17 protein-coding genes are annotated in these 15447 nt (G+C 65.8%); 3 read left to right on the plus strand and 14 right to left on the minus strand.

Going from position 1 to position 15447, the window contains the following annotated elements:
* The 10 genes from G3N93_RS19385 to G3N93_RS19430 form a co-directional block, all read right to left on the minus strand.
* Nucleotides 1-393 (minus strand): sensor histidine kinase KdpD (locus G3N93_RS19385; protein ID WP_206133735.1); only part of this gene is annotated, 393 nt, incomplete at its 3' end.
* 67 nt (nucleotides 394-460) lie between these two features.
* The gene (locus G3N93_RS19390) at nucleotides 461-1363 is read right to left on the minus strand and encodes a DMT family transporter (RefSeq protein WP_206133738.1); all 903 of its coding nucleotides are present in this window, start codon (nucleotides 1361-1363) and stop codon (nucleotides 461-463) included.
* A gap of 129 nt (nucleotides 1364-1492) precedes the next feature.
* A complete protein-coding gene (fabF, locus tag G3N93_RS19395; protein ID WP_011351406.1) occupies nucleotides 1493-2725 on the minus strand; it encodes a beta-ketoacyl-ACP synthase II in 1233 nt (410 codons plus the stop codon).
* Nucleotides 2726-2892: 167 nt separating this feature from the next.
* Nucleotides 2893-3132, minus strand: a complete 240-nt coding sequence (acpP, locus tag G3N93_RS19400; RefSeq protein ID WP_004197638.1) for an acyl carrier protein — start codon at nucleotides 3130-3132, stop codon at nucleotides 2893-2895.
* A 144-nt stretch (nucleotides 3133-3276) separates the two neighbouring features.
* A complete protein-coding gene (gene fabG / locus G3N93_RS19405; protein ID WP_006476504.1) occupies nucleotides 3277-4026 on the minus strand; it encodes a 3-oxoacyl-ACP reductase FabG in 750 nt (249 codons plus the stop codon).
* 36 nt (nucleotides 4027-4062) lie between these two features.
* Entirely contained in the window at nucleotides 4063-4995 is a 933-nt protein-coding gene (gene fabD, locus G3N93_RS19410) for an ACP S-malonyltransferase (RefSeq protein ID WP_174943857.1), read from the minus strand.
* An 83-nt stretch (nucleotides 4996-5078) separates the two neighbouring features.
* Nucleotides 5079-6068, minus strand: a complete 990-nt coding sequence (locus tag G3N93_RS19415) for a beta-ketoacyl-ACP synthase III (RefSeq protein WP_011351403.1) — start codon at nucleotides 6066-6068, stop codon at nucleotides 5079-5081.
* Nucleotides 6069-7175 (minus strand): phosphate acyltransferase PlsX, encoded by a 1107-nt coding sequence (gene plsX / locus G3N93_RS19420; RefSeq protein WP_174943862.1) that lies wholly within the window; start codon nucleotides 7173-7175, stop codon nucleotides 6069-6071.
* 129 nt (nucleotides 7176-7304) lie between these two features.
* The gene (gene rpmF, locus G3N93_RS19425) at nucleotides 7305-7484 is read right to left on the minus strand and encodes a 50S ribosomal protein L32 (protein WP_047900174.1); all 180 of its coding nucleotides are present in this window, start codon (nucleotides 7482-7484) and stop codon (nucleotides 7305-7307) included.
* 98 nt (nucleotides 7485-7582) lie between these two features.
* The gene (locus G3N93_RS19430; RefSeq protein ID WP_206133736.1) at nucleotides 7583-8218 is read right to left on the minus strand and encodes a DUF177 domain-containing protein; all 636 of its coding nucleotides are present in this window, start codon (nucleotides 8216-8218) and stop codon (nucleotides 7583-7585) included.
* A 230-nt stretch (nucleotides 8219-8448) separates the two neighbouring features.
* Here G3N93_RS19430 and G3N93_RS19435 point away from each other — a divergent pair, with 230 nt between their 5' ends.
* Together G3N93_RS19435 and G3N93_RS19440 are read left to right on the plus strand one after the other, a co-directional pair.
* Nucleotides 8449-9081 (plus strand): Maf-like protein, encoded by a 633-nt coding sequence (locus tag G3N93_RS19435; RefSeq protein WP_174943868.1) that lies wholly within the window; start codon nucleotides 8449-8451, stop codon nucleotides 9079-9081.
* On the plus strand, nucleotides 9078-9800 hold the full coding sequence (locus G3N93_RS19440; protein WP_011544932.1) for an SAM-dependent methyltransferase: 723 nt from the start codon (nucleotides 9078-9080) through the stop codon (nucleotides 9798-9800). The genes G3N93_RS19435 and G3N93_RS19440 overlap by 4 nt, the downstream gene beginning before the upstream one ends.
* A gap of 58 nt (nucleotides 9801-9858) precedes the next feature.
* Here the strand turns inward: G3N93_RS19440 and G3N93_RS19445 are convergent, their stop codons facing one another.
* From G3N93_RS19445 to G3N93_RS19460, 4 genes are read right to left on the minus strand one after another with little or no spacing between them, the layout of a single operon-like run.
* A complete protein-coding gene (locus G3N93_RS19445; RefSeq protein ID WP_174944506.1) occupies nucleotides 9859-10851 on the minus strand; it encodes a S49 family peptidase in 993 nt (330 codons plus the stop codon).
* Nucleotides 10852-10863: 12 nt separating this feature from the next.
* Entirely contained in the window at nucleotides 10864-11265 is a 402-nt protein-coding gene (locus G3N93_RS19450; protein ID WP_043181955.1) for a Rieske 2Fe-2S domain-containing protein, read from the minus strand.
* The gene (locus G3N93_RS19455) at nucleotides 11262-11921 is read right to left on the minus strand and encodes an HAD-IA family hydrolase (protein WP_043181953.1); all 660 of its coding nucleotides are present in this window, start codon (nucleotides 11919-11921) and stop codon (nucleotides 11262-11264) included. The genes G3N93_RS19450 and G3N93_RS19455 overlap by 4 nt, the downstream gene beginning before the upstream one ends.
* A 5-nt stretch (nucleotides 11922-11926) precedes the next feature.
* A complete protein-coding gene (locus tag G3N93_RS19460) occupies nucleotides 11927-12931 on the minus strand; it encodes an RluA family pseudouridine synthase (RefSeq protein ID WP_206133739.1) in 1005 nt (334 codons plus the stop codon).
* Between the two features lie 725 nt (nucleotides 12932-13656).
* On the opposite strand from G3N93_RS19460, the gene G3N93_RS19470 reads away from it, so the two are divergent.
* A partial coding sequence (locus G3N93_RS19470; RefSeq protein ID WP_206133737.1) for an Rne/Rng family ribonuclease occupies nucleotides 13657-15447 on the plus strand: 1791 nt, incomplete at its 3' end.

Here is a 15447-nt window from a genome sequence, read left to right on the forward strand (position 1 = left end):
CGCATCGAGCGCGACCTGTCGTGCGTCGGCGAGCGCGCAACGGACGAGCGCGATCGTGTCGTCGAGCAGCGCGCGCAGCGCGAACGGCTGCGGCTTGAGGGCGAGCGTGCGCGTGTCGGCGCGCGGCGCGTCGAGCACGTCGTCGATCAGCGCGACCTGCTGGTCGATGCCGGTGCGGATGCCTGCGAGCGCGCGCTGCAGGTTCGGATCGGCGTTGGCGAGCTGGCGCTCGAGCACGTACGCCCAGCTATGCATGGCGTTCAGCGGGCTGCGCAGGTCGTGCGACGCGGTGGAGAGCGCCTGGTCGCGCAGGAACAGCGCCGCCTGGGTGGCGTAATGCGCTGCGCGTTCGCGCAGTAGGTCGGCGGCGGGATCGACGGAAGTGGACGTCACGGAGCTGGCCTGTCGGAAGCGGTTGGTGTGGAAGTCACGCGAACCGCCATTATAGGGACGGTGCGTGTCACGCCGGCAGCGCGTCCTCGTCCTTTTTCCGGGCGTCGCCGTTCGGCAGCAGCTGGCACGCGAGCAGGCCGGCCAGCATCAGCGCGCAGCCGATGAGCGCGCGCAGCGTCAGCGTTTCGCCGAGCGCGGCCCAGCCGGCGATTGCCGCGAACACGCCTTCCATGCTGAAGATCACGGCCGCGTGCGCAGGCGCCGCGTCGCGTTGCGCGACGACCTGCAACGTGTAGCCGACGCCGACCGACAGCAGGCCGCCGTACAGCAGCGTCGGCAGCGCGTTGCGCAGCATCGTGTCGCTGACCGGCTCGATGACGAGGCCGACCGCGAGGCACGCCACGCCGCACACGACGAACTGCATGAACGCGAGCACGAGCGGATTGTGGCGCTTCGCGAAATGGCCGACGGCCATCACGTGCGCGGCGATGATCACGGCGCCGGCGAGCTGGAACCAGTCGCCGTACAGCACCGAGAAGTGCTCGTTGATGCTGAGGAAATACAGGCCGATCGCCGCGAGCAGCGCGCCGAACCACGTGCCCGGGCCGATCCGGTGACGGGCGAACACGCCCATCAGCGGCACGATCACGACGTACAGCGAGCTGATGAAGCCCGCGTTGGCGATGCGCGTGTACTGCAGGCCGATCTGCTGCAGCGAAATCGATACCGCCAGCAGCCCGCCGAGCGCGAGGCCCGGCAGCAGCAGCTTCGGCTCACGGCGGATCGCCGCGAGTTGCGTGCGCGACGCCGTGTTCAGCATCAGCAGCGGCACCAGCACCAGCGCGCCGAGCAGGAAACGGAGCCCCGTGAACAGGAACGGCCCGATCACGTCGAGGCTCAGGCGTTGGGCGACGAAAGCCGACCCCCAGATCGCGCCGGCGGCAGCGCCCGCGCGCGGCGCCCAGAACAGGTAGGCCGACGCGGTAGCCGACGCGACAAACACGGCCAGCACGAAATACGACACGGCCGAGGCCCGCAACGCAAAGCGCTGCGGACGCCCGGCCGGAGCATCGAATGGACTCGTCAAGCGATTGCGGCGTCAGACGCGCTTGAACACCAGCGTGCCGTTGGTACCGCCGAAGCCGAAGTTGTTCTTCACGGCAACGTCGATCTTCATGTCACGCGCGGTGTTCGCGCAGTAATCGAGATCGCACTCCGGGTCCTGGTTGAAGATGTTGATGGTCGGCGGCGACACGTTGTTGTGCAGCGCCAGCACCGTGAACACCGATTCGAGGCCGCCCGCGCCGCCCAGCAGGTGGCCCGTCATCGACTTCGTCGAGTTCACGACGATCTTGTACGCATGCTCGCCGAAGGCCGCCTTCACAGCATCGGACTCGTTCTTGTCGCCCAGCGGCGTCGACGTGCCGTGCGCGTTCAGGTACTGGACCTCGTCCGCGTTCACGCCGGCGTCGCGCAGTGCCGCGACCATGCAACGGCGCGGGCCATCCATGTTCGGTGCGGTCATGTGGTACGCGTCGCCCGTCATGCCGAAGCCCGAGACTTCCGCGTAGATCTTCGCACCGCGTGCCTTCGCCGCTTCGTACTCTTCGAGCACCATCACGCCGGCACCCTCGCCCAGCACGAAGCCGTCGCGGTCCTTGTCCCACGGACGGGATGCGCTGGCCGGATCGTCGTTGCGGGTCGACAGCGCACGCGCTGCCGCGAAACCGCCGATGCCAAGCGGCGACACCGTCGACTCGGCACCGCCCGCGACCATCACGTCGGCGTCGCCGGCCTGGATCAGGCGCGCTGCGAGGCCGATGCTGTGCAGGCCGGTCGTGCAGGCCGTCACGGCCGCAAGGTTCGGGCCCTTCAGGCCGAACATGATGCTCAGGTGACCCGAGATCATGTTGATGATCGAACCCGGCACGAAGAACGGCGAAATCCGGCGCGCGCCGCGATCAACGTAGGTCTGGTGCGTATCTTCGATCATCGGCAGGCCGCCGATGCCGGAACCGACCAGCACGCCGATGCGTTCCGCATTGGCTTCGTTCACTTCCAGCCCGCTGTCCTTGATAGCCTGGACGCCGGCGGCGATGCCGTAATGGATGAACGTATCCATGTTCCGGGCTTCCTTCGCCGGGATGTACTCCTCGGGAACGAAACCCTTCACTTCGCCTGCGAAGTGGACGGCGAGGTTCGACGGATCGAACTTCGTAACGGTGGCAATACCGGACTTGCCGGCGACGAGATTGGCCCAGCCGTCGGCAACATTATTGCCAACAGGCGAAATCAGCCCCAGGCCTGTAACAACAACACGACGGCGGCTCACGGTAACCTCTTTTCCATTATTGGATGACAAAAACAAAAGCCACAGTGGCCACAGGAACCAGCCCTGCGAGCCCTGTGGCTGTTAGTCCGTCCGGCGCGAAGCCGGCAGGATGGCGCGTCAATCGCGAAAATCGCGGCGACGTGGCGGACAAGCGCGAAAGGCGCTCGTTACGCCTTGACGTTTGCGCGAGCGTAGTCGATCGCTTGCTGAACGGTCGTGATCTTCTCTGCTTCTTCGTCCGGGATTTCCATGCCGAACTCGTCTTCCAGAGCCATCACCAGTTCGACCGTGTCGAGCGAGTCGGCGCCCAGGTCGTTCACGAACGAAGCTTCGTTCTTGATCTCGGCTTCTGCGACGCCCAGTTGTTCAGCGACGATCTTCTTGACACGTTGTTCGATGTTGTCCATTACCCCTCCGAGGGAAAGTTCAGATTTACAAGTGCGCGCATTTTATCAGGTTTGCTGACGCCAAAACGCACGTTGGCTTGATGGTCGATCAAGCGCCGATCCGCCTGAAAATCGGGATACGGCGCGGATGGTAAACGAAAATCGTTACGACATGTACATGCCGCCGTTCACGTGCAGCGTCGTACCGGTGATGTAACCGGCTTGCGGCGATGCGAGGAACGCGACGGCATGGGCGATGTCTTCCGGGCTGCCGAGGCGGCCGAGCGGAATCTGGGTCTTGAGCGCAGCCTGCTGTTCTTCCGGCAGCGTCTTCGTCATGTCGGTGTCGATGAAGCCCGGCGCCACGCAGTTCACGGTGATGCCGCGGCTGCCGATTTCGCGCGCGAGCGCACGCGTCATGCCCGCCACACCGGCCTTCGCAGCCGCGTAGTTGACCTGACCCGGGTTGCCGGCCGAGCCGACCACCGACGTGATGTTGATGATGCGGCCGCCACGCGCCTTCATCATCGGGCGCAGTACCGCACGCGACAGGCGGAACACCGACTTCAGGTTGGTGTCGATCACCGCGTCCCAGTCTTCGTCCTTCATCCGCATCGCGAGCTGGTCCTGCGTGATGCCCGCGTTGTTGACGAGCACGTTCAGCGCGCCGAATTCCTTCACGGTCGCGTCGATCAGCGCCTCGGCAGCTGCCGCGTCGTTGACGTTCAGCACCGCGCCGCGGCCCGTGACGCCCGCTTCCGCGAACGCCGCGGTAATCGCAGCGGCGCCCGATTCGCTCGTCGCCGTACCGATCACCGTCGCGCCCAGGCGCGCAAGTTCGAGCGCGATCGAACGGCCGATGCCGCGCGATGCGCCGGTGACGATCGCAACCTGTTTATCGAGAGTCTTGTCCATGAATCGAATATCCGTCTCTTGAGAAAAGGTGCCGCGTCAGGCGGTCACCAGCTTGAGCGCTTCGTCGAGCGAAGCCGGATCGAACACCGACGCGCCCGTCAGGCTGCTGTCGATGCGCTTCGTCAGGCCGGCGAGCACCTTGCCCGGACCGCATTCGATCACGTGCGTGACGCCCGTGCCGGCGATGTGCTGCACGCACTCGACCCAGCGCACCGGGCCCGCGGCCTGGCGCACCAGCGCATCCTTGATCGCAGCCGGATCGCTGACCACGGCGACGTCGATGTTGTTGACGACCGGAATCTGCGGCGCCTTGACGTCGACGTTCGCAAGATAGTCGCGCAGCTGGTCCGACGCCGGCTTGAGCAGCGACGAATGGAACGGCGCCGACACCGGCAGCGGCAGTGCGCGCTTCGCGCCCTTCGCCTTCGCGATCTCGCAGGCCTTTTCGACCGCAGCCTTGTTGCCTGCGATAACGACCTGCGCGGGGGCATTGAAGTTCACCGCTTCGACAACGCCCGCTTCCGCGGCTTCGGCGCAAACCGCGCGCACCGTGTCGTCATCGAGGCCCAGGATCGCGGCCATGCCACCCTGGCCGACCGGCACGGCCGTCTGCATCGCCTGCGCGCGGAAACGCACGAGCGGCACGGCGTCCTTGAACGCGAGCGCGCCGGCAGCGACGAGCGCCGTGTATTCACCGAGGCTGTGACCGGCAACGATCGTCGGCGCCGGGCCACCTGCCTGCTGCCACGCGCGATAGCACGCATAGGCTGCGGTGAGCATCACGGGCTGCGTGTTGGTGGTGAGGTTCAGCTCTTCGGCCGGGCCTTCGGCGATCAGCTTGCCGAGATCCTGATTGAGTGCATCGGACGCTTCCTGGAGCGTCTCGCGCACGACGGCCAGATCGGCGAATGCGTTGAGCATGCCGACCGCCTGCGAGCCCTGCCCCGGAAATACGAATGCAAATTTCATATCGTCCCCAATTGAATCGATTCGGACGGCGCGCACGAATGGCGCGCCGATGGGATCCGCGCGCAGCAGTCGCGCGCCGCGGATCAGTAGCGGAAGACCGACGCGCCCCAGGTGAAGCCGCCGCCGACGCCTTCGATCAGCACGTGCTGGCCGCGCTGGATGCGACCGTCGCGCACCGCGGTATCGAATGCCAGCGGGATCGACGCGGCCGACGTGTTGCCGTGCTGGTCGACCGTCACGACCATGCGCTCCTGCGGCAGGCCGAGCTTGCGGCAGGTGCTGGTCATGATGCGGATGTTGGCCTGGTGCGGAATCAGCCAGTCGATCTGCTCGGGCGCGAGATTCGCCTTCGCGAGCGCCTCGATCGCGACCTTTTCGAGCACGTTGACCGCGAGCTTGAAGACGGCCTGCCCGTCCATGTACAGGAACGCGCTGCCTTCGATCACGCCGCGGTTGACGTTGCCCGGCGTGCAGAGGATGTGCGAATAGCTGCCGTCCGCGTGCAGCGCGCTGCCGAGCACGCCCGGCTCTTCCGACGCGGACAGGATCACCGCGCCCGCGCCGTCGCCGAACAGCACGCAGGTCGTGCGGTCCTTGAAGTCGAGAATGCGCGAGAACGTCTCCGCGCCGATGACGAGCGCCGTGCGGTGCTGGCCGCTGCGGATGAAGCTGTCGGCCGTCGCCATCGCGTACGCGAAGCCCGAACACACGGCCTGCACGTCGAATGCCGCGCCGCCGTTCTTGATGCCGAGCTTGTTCTGCAGCAGGCACGCGGTGCTCGGGAACACGAAATCGGGGGTCGAAGTCGCGACGATGATCAGGTCGATCGACTGCGGATCGATGCCGGCGGCTTCGATCGCGCGACGCGACGCCTCGAGCGCGAGATCGCTGGTCGTGACGTCCGGTGCGGCGAAATGGCGCGCATGGATACCCGTGCGCGCAACGATCCATTCATCGCTCGTCTCGATGCCTTCCTTCGCAAGACGATCGGTCAACTGCTGGTTCGTGACGCGGTCAGGCGGCAGGTAGCTGCCCGTGCCGAGCACGCGGGAATAGAGAGTCGATTGGGCCATTTATGCTTTAGAGGATTGCGCAGCGGAAGGTTCGGCGTGATGGCCTGCGGCGGGGCTTGCACGGCCCGCGCCGCCCGCGTCGTGTTCGCCTTCGCCGAGCGACACTGAATTATCCGCCATCGCGCGCGCGAGGCGCTCCAGCACGCCGTTTTTGACGGCATCATACCCGCGTTTGATCGCCCACTCAAACGCGTAGGCATCGGCCGAACCGTGGCTCTTGATCACGAGGCTTTTCAGCCCCAGCAGCGCCGCGCCGTTGTACTGGCGGTGGTCGACGCGCTTCTTGAAACGCATCAGGACAGGCAGCGCGAGCAGCGCCATCAGCTTCGACATCAGCGAACGGCCGAACTCCTCGCGGATGATGTCCGACAGCATTTGCGCAAGCCCCTCGGACGTCTTCAACGCGACGTTGCCGACGAAGCCGTCGCACACGATCACGTCGACCGTGCCCTTGTAGATGTCGTTGCCTTCGACGTTGCCGCGGAAATTGAGCGTGCTGGCGCGCAGCAGTTCGCCTGCGCGCTTGATCGTCTCGTTGCCCTTGATCACCTCTTCGCCGATGTTCAGCAGGCCGATCGTCGGACGCTCCTTGCCTTCGAGCGCGGCGACGAGTGCGTGCCCCATTTCCGCGAACTGCAGCAGGTGCTGCGGTTCACAGTCGACGTTCGCGCCGAGGTCCAGCATCATCGTGTAGCCGGTCGGGTTCGGCAGTGCGAACGCGATCGCGGGCCGCTCGATGCCGGGCAGCGTCTTGAGTACGTAACGGGAAACGGCCATCAGCGCGCCGGTATTGCCGGCGGAGATGCAGGCCTGCGCCGCGCCTTCCTTGACGTGGTTGAGTGCGACGCGCATCGAAGAATCCTTCTTCTTGCGCAGCGCCACTTCGACAGGGTCGTCCATCGCCACGACTTCGGTGGCGGGAACGATGGTCAGCGCGGGATCGTCGAGGGCTTTCAGCTTTTTCAGCTGAGCGCGGATCGCGCTTTCGATGCCGACGAGCATCAGGTGCGCATCGGGATGCGCGCGGACGAACTTGACTGCCGCGGGAACGGTCACGGACGGGCCGTGGTCGCCTCCCATGCAATCGATAGTGAGCTTTACGGTCATGGAATGCGACGAATTTCAGGCACAAAAAAGCGGCAGTTGAATGCCGCCTTTTTGTTGCGCCAGGAAAGTGTCAAGCGAACCAGTTGTCACGCGAACGGCAAGCGTAGCGCGCAACGCGTGACTTGACGCTTAGTCGTTCTTCGTCTTGACGACTTTCTTGCCGCGGTAGTAGCCGTTCGGGCTGACGTGGTGACGCAGATGCACTTCACCCGTGCTCGGCTCGACTGCCAGCGGCGATGCCGTCAGGAAATCGTGCGAACGATGCATGCCGCGCTTCGACGGCGACTTCTTGTTTTGCTGGACTGCCATGACTAACTCCTAAATAATTTTCCGGATTCTAACACAGCCCGATCCGACGCTTAACTACCCTGGCCCAAAGCCTTTACGCCTTCCCGCGCCACAACTGCTTAGTGTTTCTTGGTGCCGTCACCGTCCTTCTTCAGCGCTTCCAGCGCTGCGAACGGATTCGGCCGTTTGCCTTCGTCCCCGGCTTCGTCGGACTCGTCGTCCGTCTCTTCCGCGGGACCGCTCGCACCCGACACGAGGCTTTCGTGAACTGCCGGGCAAACCTCGTGCTTGGGCACGAGCGGCAACGAAAGCAGCAATTCCTCTTCGATCAAGTCGACGAGATCGAACTGGCGTGAGCCCACGATCACATCGGCTTCATCGTCGTCGAGCGGAAATTCTTCAGCTTCTTCTTCGGTCGCGACCACCCGGTACGTCATGTCGACGTCGAACGTCTGGTCGTACGGGGTCATGCAGCGCTGGCACGTGAGCCACGCATGGCCGTGCACCGCAAGCCGCAGATACGGCTGCTGCCCGTCGGCGCCGTCGTCCTGCAACTCCTTCTGCGTGAACCCTTCCGCCTGCCATGTGAAGACCGTGTCGCGATCTGGCGCGTCCGCAGGCACTTCGTTTAACATGCGCGGCAGTTGCGAGAGGCGCACCGCACCTGCTGCCTGCCGCCCGCTACGGGCGAACTCGAACAGATCGATTGCATGCGGATCAAGCGCCGCAGCCGGTTTGCCAGAAGAAGTGTTCATGTGCGCTCCTGCCTACAGGCTGACTTGCGAATCCGGCTTGGTACCGCTCGCGTACGGCTCATCCGCAGATGACGTACTTTACTTCCGAAGACCCGGCAGGCGCCACCACAACGGAAGCCTGCCGACGAAAAGCGGGAAAGCATACCTGTTTTACCTTTTGCGGTCAATCACTTAAGCTTGCGTCCGCGCAACGCCGCGCAACACCCGACGACTCATCGATCCAACCGACCATGCCGGATACCGTTTGCCGCCCGCCGCGGCTGATTCTTGCCTCCAGTTCACGCTACCGCCGCGCGCTCCTCGAGCGCCTCGGCATCCCCTTCGACGTCGTGTCGCCCGACCTCGACGAAACCCCGCACGACGGCGAGACGCCGGCCGCGACCGCCCTGCGGCTCGCCGGCGCGAAAGCGCGCGCCGTCGCTGCCACGATCGACGCACCGGACGGCGTGCTCGTGATCGGGTCGGACCAGGTCGCGACCTTCGACGGCCTCCAGATCGGCAAGCCCGGCACCCACGAGCGCGCGCTCGCGCAACTCGTGTCGATGCAGGGCCGCGAAGTCGAATTCCACAGCGCACTCTGCCTGTACGACAGCCGGACGGGCGAAGCGCAGGTCGAGGACATCGTCACGCACGTGCGCTTCCGCTCGCTGCCCGAGGCCGAACTCGACGCGTACCTGCGCGCGGAAACGCCGTACGACGTCGCCGGCAGCGCGAAATCCGAAGGGCTCGGCATCGCACTGCTCGACGCGATCGACTCGAACGACCCGACCGCGCTCGTCGGCCTGCCGCTGATCGCGCTCACGCGCATGCTGCGCGCCGCTGAATATCCGTTGTTTGCAACCACCCGTGGAGACCGCGCATGACCGCCGGCACGCTTTACCTCGTCCCGAACACGCTCGGCGAAGGCGACGAATCGATGCTCGCGGCCGTCCTGCCCGCGGCCGTGCAGGCGCGCGCCGGCACGCTCGGCTATTACATCGGCGAGAACGCGAAGACGACGCGCGCGTTTCTGAAGAAGATCGGCACGACACGCCCGATCCAGGAAATCGAGATCAGCGAACTGAACGTCAATACGCCGGCCGGCGCCATCGACCGGCTCCTCGCGCCCGTGCTGGCCGGTGCGGACGCCGGCCTCGTGTCGGAAGCCGGCTGCCCGGCCGTCGCCGATCCCGGTGCATTGCTGGTGCGCCGCGCGCACGAGCGCGGCGTAAAGGTCGTGCCGCTCGTCGGGCCGAGTTCGATCTTGCTCGCGCTGATGGCATCGGGCCTGAACGGCCAGAGTTTCGCGTTCAATGGCTACCTGCCGGTCGACGCGGCCGCGCGCGCGAAACGCCTGCGCGAACTCGAGCAACTGTCACGCAAGGCGCGCCAGACGCAGATCTTCATCGAAACGCCGTACCGGAATCACGCGATGCTCGACACGCTCGTCGCGACCTGTGCGCCGTCGACGCAGATCTGCGTCGCGGCCGACCTGACCCTCGCGACCGAGACGATCGCGAGCCGTACCGTAGCGGACTGGAAAAAGGCGCCTGCGCCGAATCTGCACAAGCGCCCTGCGATCTTCCTGCTGCTGGCGAACTGAAGCCGCAGCAGGCGTCCACCACGTGAACGGCGGGCCATCGCGGCCCGCCCGCCTCCTGTTAGCGCAGGCTGACCGACGCGCCGCCGGCCGTCAGCGCCTTCATCGCGGCGCCGCCGACGGCCGCGCCGAACTTGCGCGCGACGCGGTTCGTCAGGCTTTCCTTCACCGTATAGTCGACGAGATCAGGCGCCTTCAGCACGTCGCGCGCGACCGTGTCGGTCGTACCATAGCCGTCCGCCAGCCCGAGCTCGACGCTCTTCTCGCCCGTCCAGAACAGGCCCGAGAACATGTCGGGCGTCTCGTGCAGCCGCTTGCCGCGGCCATCCTTCACGGCCTTGATGAACTGCGCGTGCACCTGGTCGAGCAACGCCTGCGCATGCGCATCCATCTTCGGCGTTTCCGGCGAGAACGGGTCGTAGAAGCCCTTGTTTTCGCCCGACGTATGCAGGCGCCGCTCGACGCCGAGCTTGCCCATCAGACCAGTAAAGCCGAACCCATCCATCAGCACGCCGATCGACCCGACGATGCTCGCCTTGTCGACGAAGATCTTGTCGGCCGCCGACGCGATGTAATAGCCACCCGATGCGCACATGTCGGTCACGACGACGTACAGCGGCTTGTCCGGATACTTCGCACGCAGCCGACGGATCTCGTCGTAGACCATTCCGGCCTGCACCGGGCTGCCGCCCGGGCTGTTGATCCGCAGCACGACCCCGGCCGTGCCGTCGTCGTCGAACGCGGCGTCGAGCGCCGTGTTGATGTCGTCGGCGTTTGCATTGACACCGGCCGCGATCTCGCCGTCGATCGTCACGAGCGCCGTATGCCGTCCGCTCGACGAGAACTTCGAATCGCTCGAGAAATCGATCAGCGCGAACGCGAACAGCACGAACACGGCGAGGAACGCGAAGCGGAAGAAGATCTTCCAGCGCCGCGCCGCGCGCTGCTCCTTGACGGCCGCGAGCGCGATCCGCTCGAGCGCCGCACGCTCCCAGTTCGGTTCACGGCCGTCGGGACGGGAGGAGGAATCCGGGGAATTCGGTTGGTCGGCCATGCAGTGTTGTCGTTAGTCGGTCGTGGCGGGAACGGCGGGACGCAGGTCGGCGTCGGGCACCCAGAATACCGCACGCCCGTCGGACGTGTCGCGCTCGTCGACCTCGACCGGCCGCAGGCGGCCACCACGGCACGGGCCGCCGACGCACTTGCCGGTGTTCGGCTCGTAGATCGCGCCATGCGTCGCGCACATCAGGTAGAGGCCCGACGACTCGAAGAACTGCCCTTCGGCCCAGTCGAGCTCCATCGGCACATGCGCGCAGCGATTCAGGTACCCGTATGCCTGGCCCTCGTAACGCACGAAGAACACGACGGCCTGCTCGCCGCGCAGCGTCGCATCGACGCGCACGCCGGCGCCGCCGTCGGCCAGCGCATCCGATGCGCACACGCGCACGGCGTCCGGCGCCGCACTCATGCGTGCTCCCGCAGCCACGCGGCCAGCGCGCCGACGTCCGGCGCGACGAAGCGCGGCGCGAGCGCAGCCAGTGCATCGGCCGTGTGCGCGCCGTACGCGACGCCGACGCCTGCCGCCCCGGCACTCGCAGCCATCTGCAGGTCGTGCGTCGTGTCGCCGATCATCACGGTGCGCGACAGGTCCTGCCCCAATTCCCGGGACAGCTCATGCAGCATCGCCGGATGCGGCTTCGAGAAGGTTTCGTCGGCGCAGCGCGTCGCATCGAACAGGCTCGTCAGCTTCGACTGGTCCAGCACGCGGTTCAGCCCGACCCGCCCCTTGCCGGTTGCAACGGCGAGCAGATAGCCCGTGTCGCGCAGCTCGGCGAGCAGTTCGCGCACGCCGGCGAACAGCTCGATGCGCTGGTCGTCGAGCAGATAGTGATAGCGGTAGCGCTCGGCGAGCCGCGAGTAGTCGGACGGATCCAGGGTCGGAGCCGTAATCTGCAACGCATCGCGCAGGCCGAGGCCGATCACGTAGCGCGACGCCTCGTCGGACGGCGTGGGCAGGCCGAGATCGCGGCATGCGGCCTGGATGCTGTGCGCGATGTGCGCAGTCGAATCCATCAGCGTGCCGTCCCAGTCGAAGACGATCAGGTCAAATTGCTGTCGAGCCATGCGGTTCAGGCGGTATCGCGCAGTGCGCTGAGTTGATCGAGGAAGCGCCGGCATTCGTCCGGCAGCGGCGCATCGAACTGCAGCGCCTCACCGGTCAGCGGGTGAGCGAGCCGCAGCCGGTACGCATGCAGGAACATCCGTTTCAACGACGGCTGCGCATTCGCGCGCGCCAGCGCCTTGTTCAGTGCGAAATCGCCATACTTGGCGTCGCCGGCGATCGGCAGGCCGAGATGCGCGAGGTGCACACGGATCTGATGGGTCCGACCCGTTTTGAGTTCCGCTTCGAGAAGCGCGTACTCGGGCCAGAGGTCGACGAGGTTGAACACCGTATGCGACGGCAGCCCGTCGTCCTGCACACGCACGCGGCGCTCCCCTTCCGGGGTCGAATACTTGAACAGCGGCGCCTTCACCGCGCGGCGACGCCCCCAGTCGGACTGCCATTCGCCGTGGACGCACGCGAAGTAGCGCTTGTCCATCTTGTTCTCGCGGATCTGTTCGTGCAGGCCCACCAGCGCCGTGCGCTTCTTCGCGAGCATCAGGACCCCGGACGTCTCGCGGTCGAGCCGGTGCACGAGTTCGAGGAATTTCGCGCGCGGGCGCGCCTGGCGCATCTGCTCGATCACGCCGAACGCGACGCCGCTGCCGCCGTGGACGGCAACCCCGGCCGGCTTGTTGATGACGAGCATCGCGTCGTCCTCGAACAGCACGTCGAAGTGCGCGGGCGGCACGATGGTGGCTTCGGCGCGCGCAAGGTCGGCCGCGGCCACGCGGATGGGCGGCACGCGGACGAGGTCGCCGAGCGCGAGCCGGTACTGCGCATCGACCCGACCCTTATTCACACGCACTTCGCCGCTGCGCAGGATCCGGTAAATATGGCTTTTCGGCACGCCTTTACAGACGCGCAAAAGGAAATTGTCGATACGCTGACCGGCCGAGCTTTCGTCGATCTCGAGCATCGATACCTGGCCGCTTGCGACCGAATTCTGGGATATTTTGCCTAACTCGTTCATACTGAATATAATTTTGCCCAGCCTGACGTTGCGGGCGGCCTCACCGGCCGGCCCGGACCAACCGGGCAAGGCGCAAGCGCAAACCGCTATTTTACTTGCGCCGGGGGTCTGCTGCTCGCCCCTAATCAAAGAGATGCAGCAAGTTGCACGCACGGCGCCGCCCGTCGGCAAGGATCGCGCCCACAGGCGGATTCGGTCGGCAAGGCGCCGCGGTAACGGAAAGTTGGTTGAAAAGAATTTGATCGGCAGCCCGACGGCGCGAAGTGCGTCCGCGCAGGCTGCCGGTTGCGAAAATTACGGCGTTGCGCCCGATTTGGCTCCGCGAAGCGTGTGGAGCCTGGCGACGTCAAACCAGGGAAGTACACCCCAGGCGGGAAAGTCGGGCTGGATTCGATACTCCCCGCTGCGGCCCAAGCCGCAGCATCTGCCGCCCGTTGGCACGCGCGTCGCATGGCGACGCGCCCCGCGGCAGTGCCCGGCCTCAGGCTTAGCGCGCTTTGACAGCGTGCGGTGTGTGGACGCCGTGCTTTGAAGCCGTGTTCGCAGGTGCCCTATGGCCGCCGGCCCCGTCTTTCGGGCCCAAGCGCCTCTTCAGGCAATTCTCCCCGCCATCGTTCCCGCTCCAGCGTGCTTGTGACAACACAACAAGGCGCGGCCTGCCGTCGTTCCCGCCCTCGCGACTGACAACCGCGAGGCGCCGCCAGCAGAGCCGCCTGGAGTCGTTCATGAAACGCATGCTGTTCAATGCGACGCAGCAGGAGGAGCTGCGCGTCGCCATCGTCGATGGGCAGAAGCTCATCGACATCGACATCGAGACAGCCGGGCGCGAACAGCGCAAAGGCAATATCTATAAAGGTGTCATCACCCGTATCGAGCCGTCGCTCGAAGCGTGCTTCGTCAACTACGGCGAAGACCGCCACGGCTTCCTGCCGTTCAAGGAAGTTGCCCGCCAGTACTTCAAGGAAGGCATCGACATGCGCTCCGCGCGCATCCAGGATGCCCTGCGCGAAGGCCAGGAGCTGATCGTCCAGGTCGAGAAGGAAGAGCGCGGCAACAAGGGCGCTGCCCTCACCACGTTCATCTCGCTCGCCGGCCGCTACCTGGTGCTGATGCCGAACAATCCGCGCGGCGGCGGCGTGTCGCGCCGGATCGAAGGCGACGAGCGTCAGGAACTGCGCGAGACGATGGCGCAACTGCAGATCCCGGACGGCATGAGCATGATCGCCCGTACCGCGGGCATCGGCCGCAGCGCCGAGGAACTGCAGTGGGACCTGAACTACCTGCTGCAACTGTGGCGCGCGATCGAAGCAGCGTCGCAAAGCGGCAACGCCGGCCAGCCGATGCTGATCTATCTGGAATCGAGCCTCGTGATCCGCGCGATCCGGGACTATTTCCAGCCCGATATCGGCGAAATCCTGATCGATACGAACGAAATCCACGATCAGGCCCGCGCCTTCATGGATATCGTGATGCCGGACAACGTCGCGAAGGTGAAGCGCTACCACGACGACGTGCCGCTGTTCTCCCGCTTCCAGATCGAACACCAGATCGAGACCGCGTACTCGCGCACGGTGCCGCTGCCGTCGGGCGGCGCGATCGTGATCGACCACACCGAAGCGCTCGTCGCGATCGACGTGAACTCGGCGCGCGCGACCAAGGGCGCGGACATCGAGGAAACGGCGACCCGCACGAACCTCGAAGCAGCCGACGAAGTCGCCCGCCAGCTCCGCCTGCGCGACCTCGGCGGCCTGATCGTGATCGATTTCATCGACATGGAATCGGCCAAGAGCCAGCGCGAAGTCGAGCAGCGCCTGAAAGACGCGCTCAAGCACGACCGCGCCCGCGTCCAGATGGGCAAGATCTCCCGCTTCGGCCTGATGGAACTGTCGCGCCAGCGCCTGCGTCCGGCCCTGTCGGAAGGCAGCCACGTGACCTGCCCGCGTTGTAACGGCACCGGCCATATCCGCGATACCGAATCGTCCGCGCTGCAAGTCCTGCGGATCATTCAGGAAGAAGCGATGAAGGAAAACACCGCGGCGATCCACTGCCAGGTGCCGGTCGAGGTGACCGCCTTCCTGCTCAACGAAAAGCGTCAGGAAATCAACAAGATCGAGTCGCGCTTCAAGGTCGGCATCGTGCTGATCCCGAACAAGCACCTCGATACGCCGCACTACAAGCTCGAGCGCCTGCGCCACGACGACGCACGTCTCGACGATCCGCGCGCGTCCTGGAAGATGGCCGAGGAAGCCGCCCGCGAACTCGAGTCGGAAACCGGCTACAGCAAGCGCGCGGCGGAAGTGAAGCCGAAGCAGGAAGCCGCGGTCAAGGGCATCACGCCCGAGCGTCCGGCACCGAGCCCGGCACCGCAGCGCCCGGTCGAACCCGTTGCAGCGCCCACGCCTGTCGCGCCGGCCAGCGGCGGCTTCATCGGCTGGCTGAAAGGTCTGTTCGGCGTGTCGCCGGCGCCCGCACCCGCACCGGTTGCTCCGGCACCGGCGAAGGAGCAGGCAGCCCGT

Source organism: Burkholderia sp. Se-20378, assembly GCF_017104665.1.
In the GTDB taxonomy this organism is placed as follows: domain Bacteria; phylum Pseudomonadota; class Gammaproteobacteria; order Burkholderiales; family Burkholderiaceae; genus Burkholderia; species Burkholderia lata.

Excerpts from the sequence above, each read along its gene's own strand:
- G3N93_RS19450 (WP_043181955.1), bottom strand. The coding sequence starts at position 11,265 with ATGAGTGCGGCGCCGGACGCCGTGCGCGTGTGCGCATCGGATGCGCTG.
- G3N93_RS19415 (WP_011351403.1), bottom strand. The coding sequence starts at position 6,068 with ATGGCCCAATCGACTCTCTATTCCCGCGTGCTCGGCACGGGCAGCTAC.
- rpmF (WP_047900174.1), bottom strand. The coding sequence starts at position 7,484 with ATGGCAGTCCAGCAAAACAAGAAGTCGCCGTCGAAGCGCGGCATGCAT.
- G3N93_RS19430 (WP_206133736.1), bottom strand. The coding sequence starts at position 8,218 with ATGAACACTTCTTCTGGCAAACCGGCTGCGGCGCTTGATCCGCATGCA.
- fabG (WP_006476504.1), bottom strand. The coding sequence starts at position 4,026 with ATGGACAAGACTCTCGATAAACAGGTTGCGATCGTCACCGGCGCATCG.
- G3N93_RS19440 (WP_011544932.1), top strand. The coding sequence starts at position 9,078 with ATGACCGCCGGCACGCTTTACCTCGTCCCGAACACGCTCGGCGAAGGC.
- acpP (WP_004197638.1), bottom strand. The coding sequence starts at position 3,132 with ATGGACAACATCGAACAACGTGTCAAGAAGATCGTCGCTGAACAACTG.
- G3N93_RS19460 (WP_206133739.1), bottom strand. The coding sequence starts at position 12,931 with ATGAACGAGTTAGGCAAAATATCCCAGAATTCGGTCGCAAGCGGCCAG.
- G3N93_RS19445 (WP_174944506.1), bottom strand. The coding sequence starts at position 10,851 with ATGGCCGACCAACCGAATTCCCCGGATTCCTCCTCCCGTCCCGACGGC.
- fabD (WP_174943857.1), bottom strand. The coding sequence starts at position 4,995 with ATGAAATTTGCATTCGTATTTCCGGGGCAGGGCTCGCAGGCGGTCGGC.
- plsX (WP_174943862.1), bottom strand. The coding sequence starts at position 7,175 with ATGACCGTAAAGCTCACTATCGATTGCATGGGAGGCGACCACGGCCCG.
- G3N93_RS19435 (WP_174943868.1), top strand. The coding sequence starts at position 8,449 with ATGCCGGATACCGTTTGCCGCCCGCCGCGGCTGATTCTTGCCTCCAGT.
- G3N93_RS19455 (WP_043181953.1), bottom strand. The coding sequence starts at position 11,921 with ATGGCTCGACAGCAATTTGACCTGATCGTCTTCGACTGGGACGGCACG.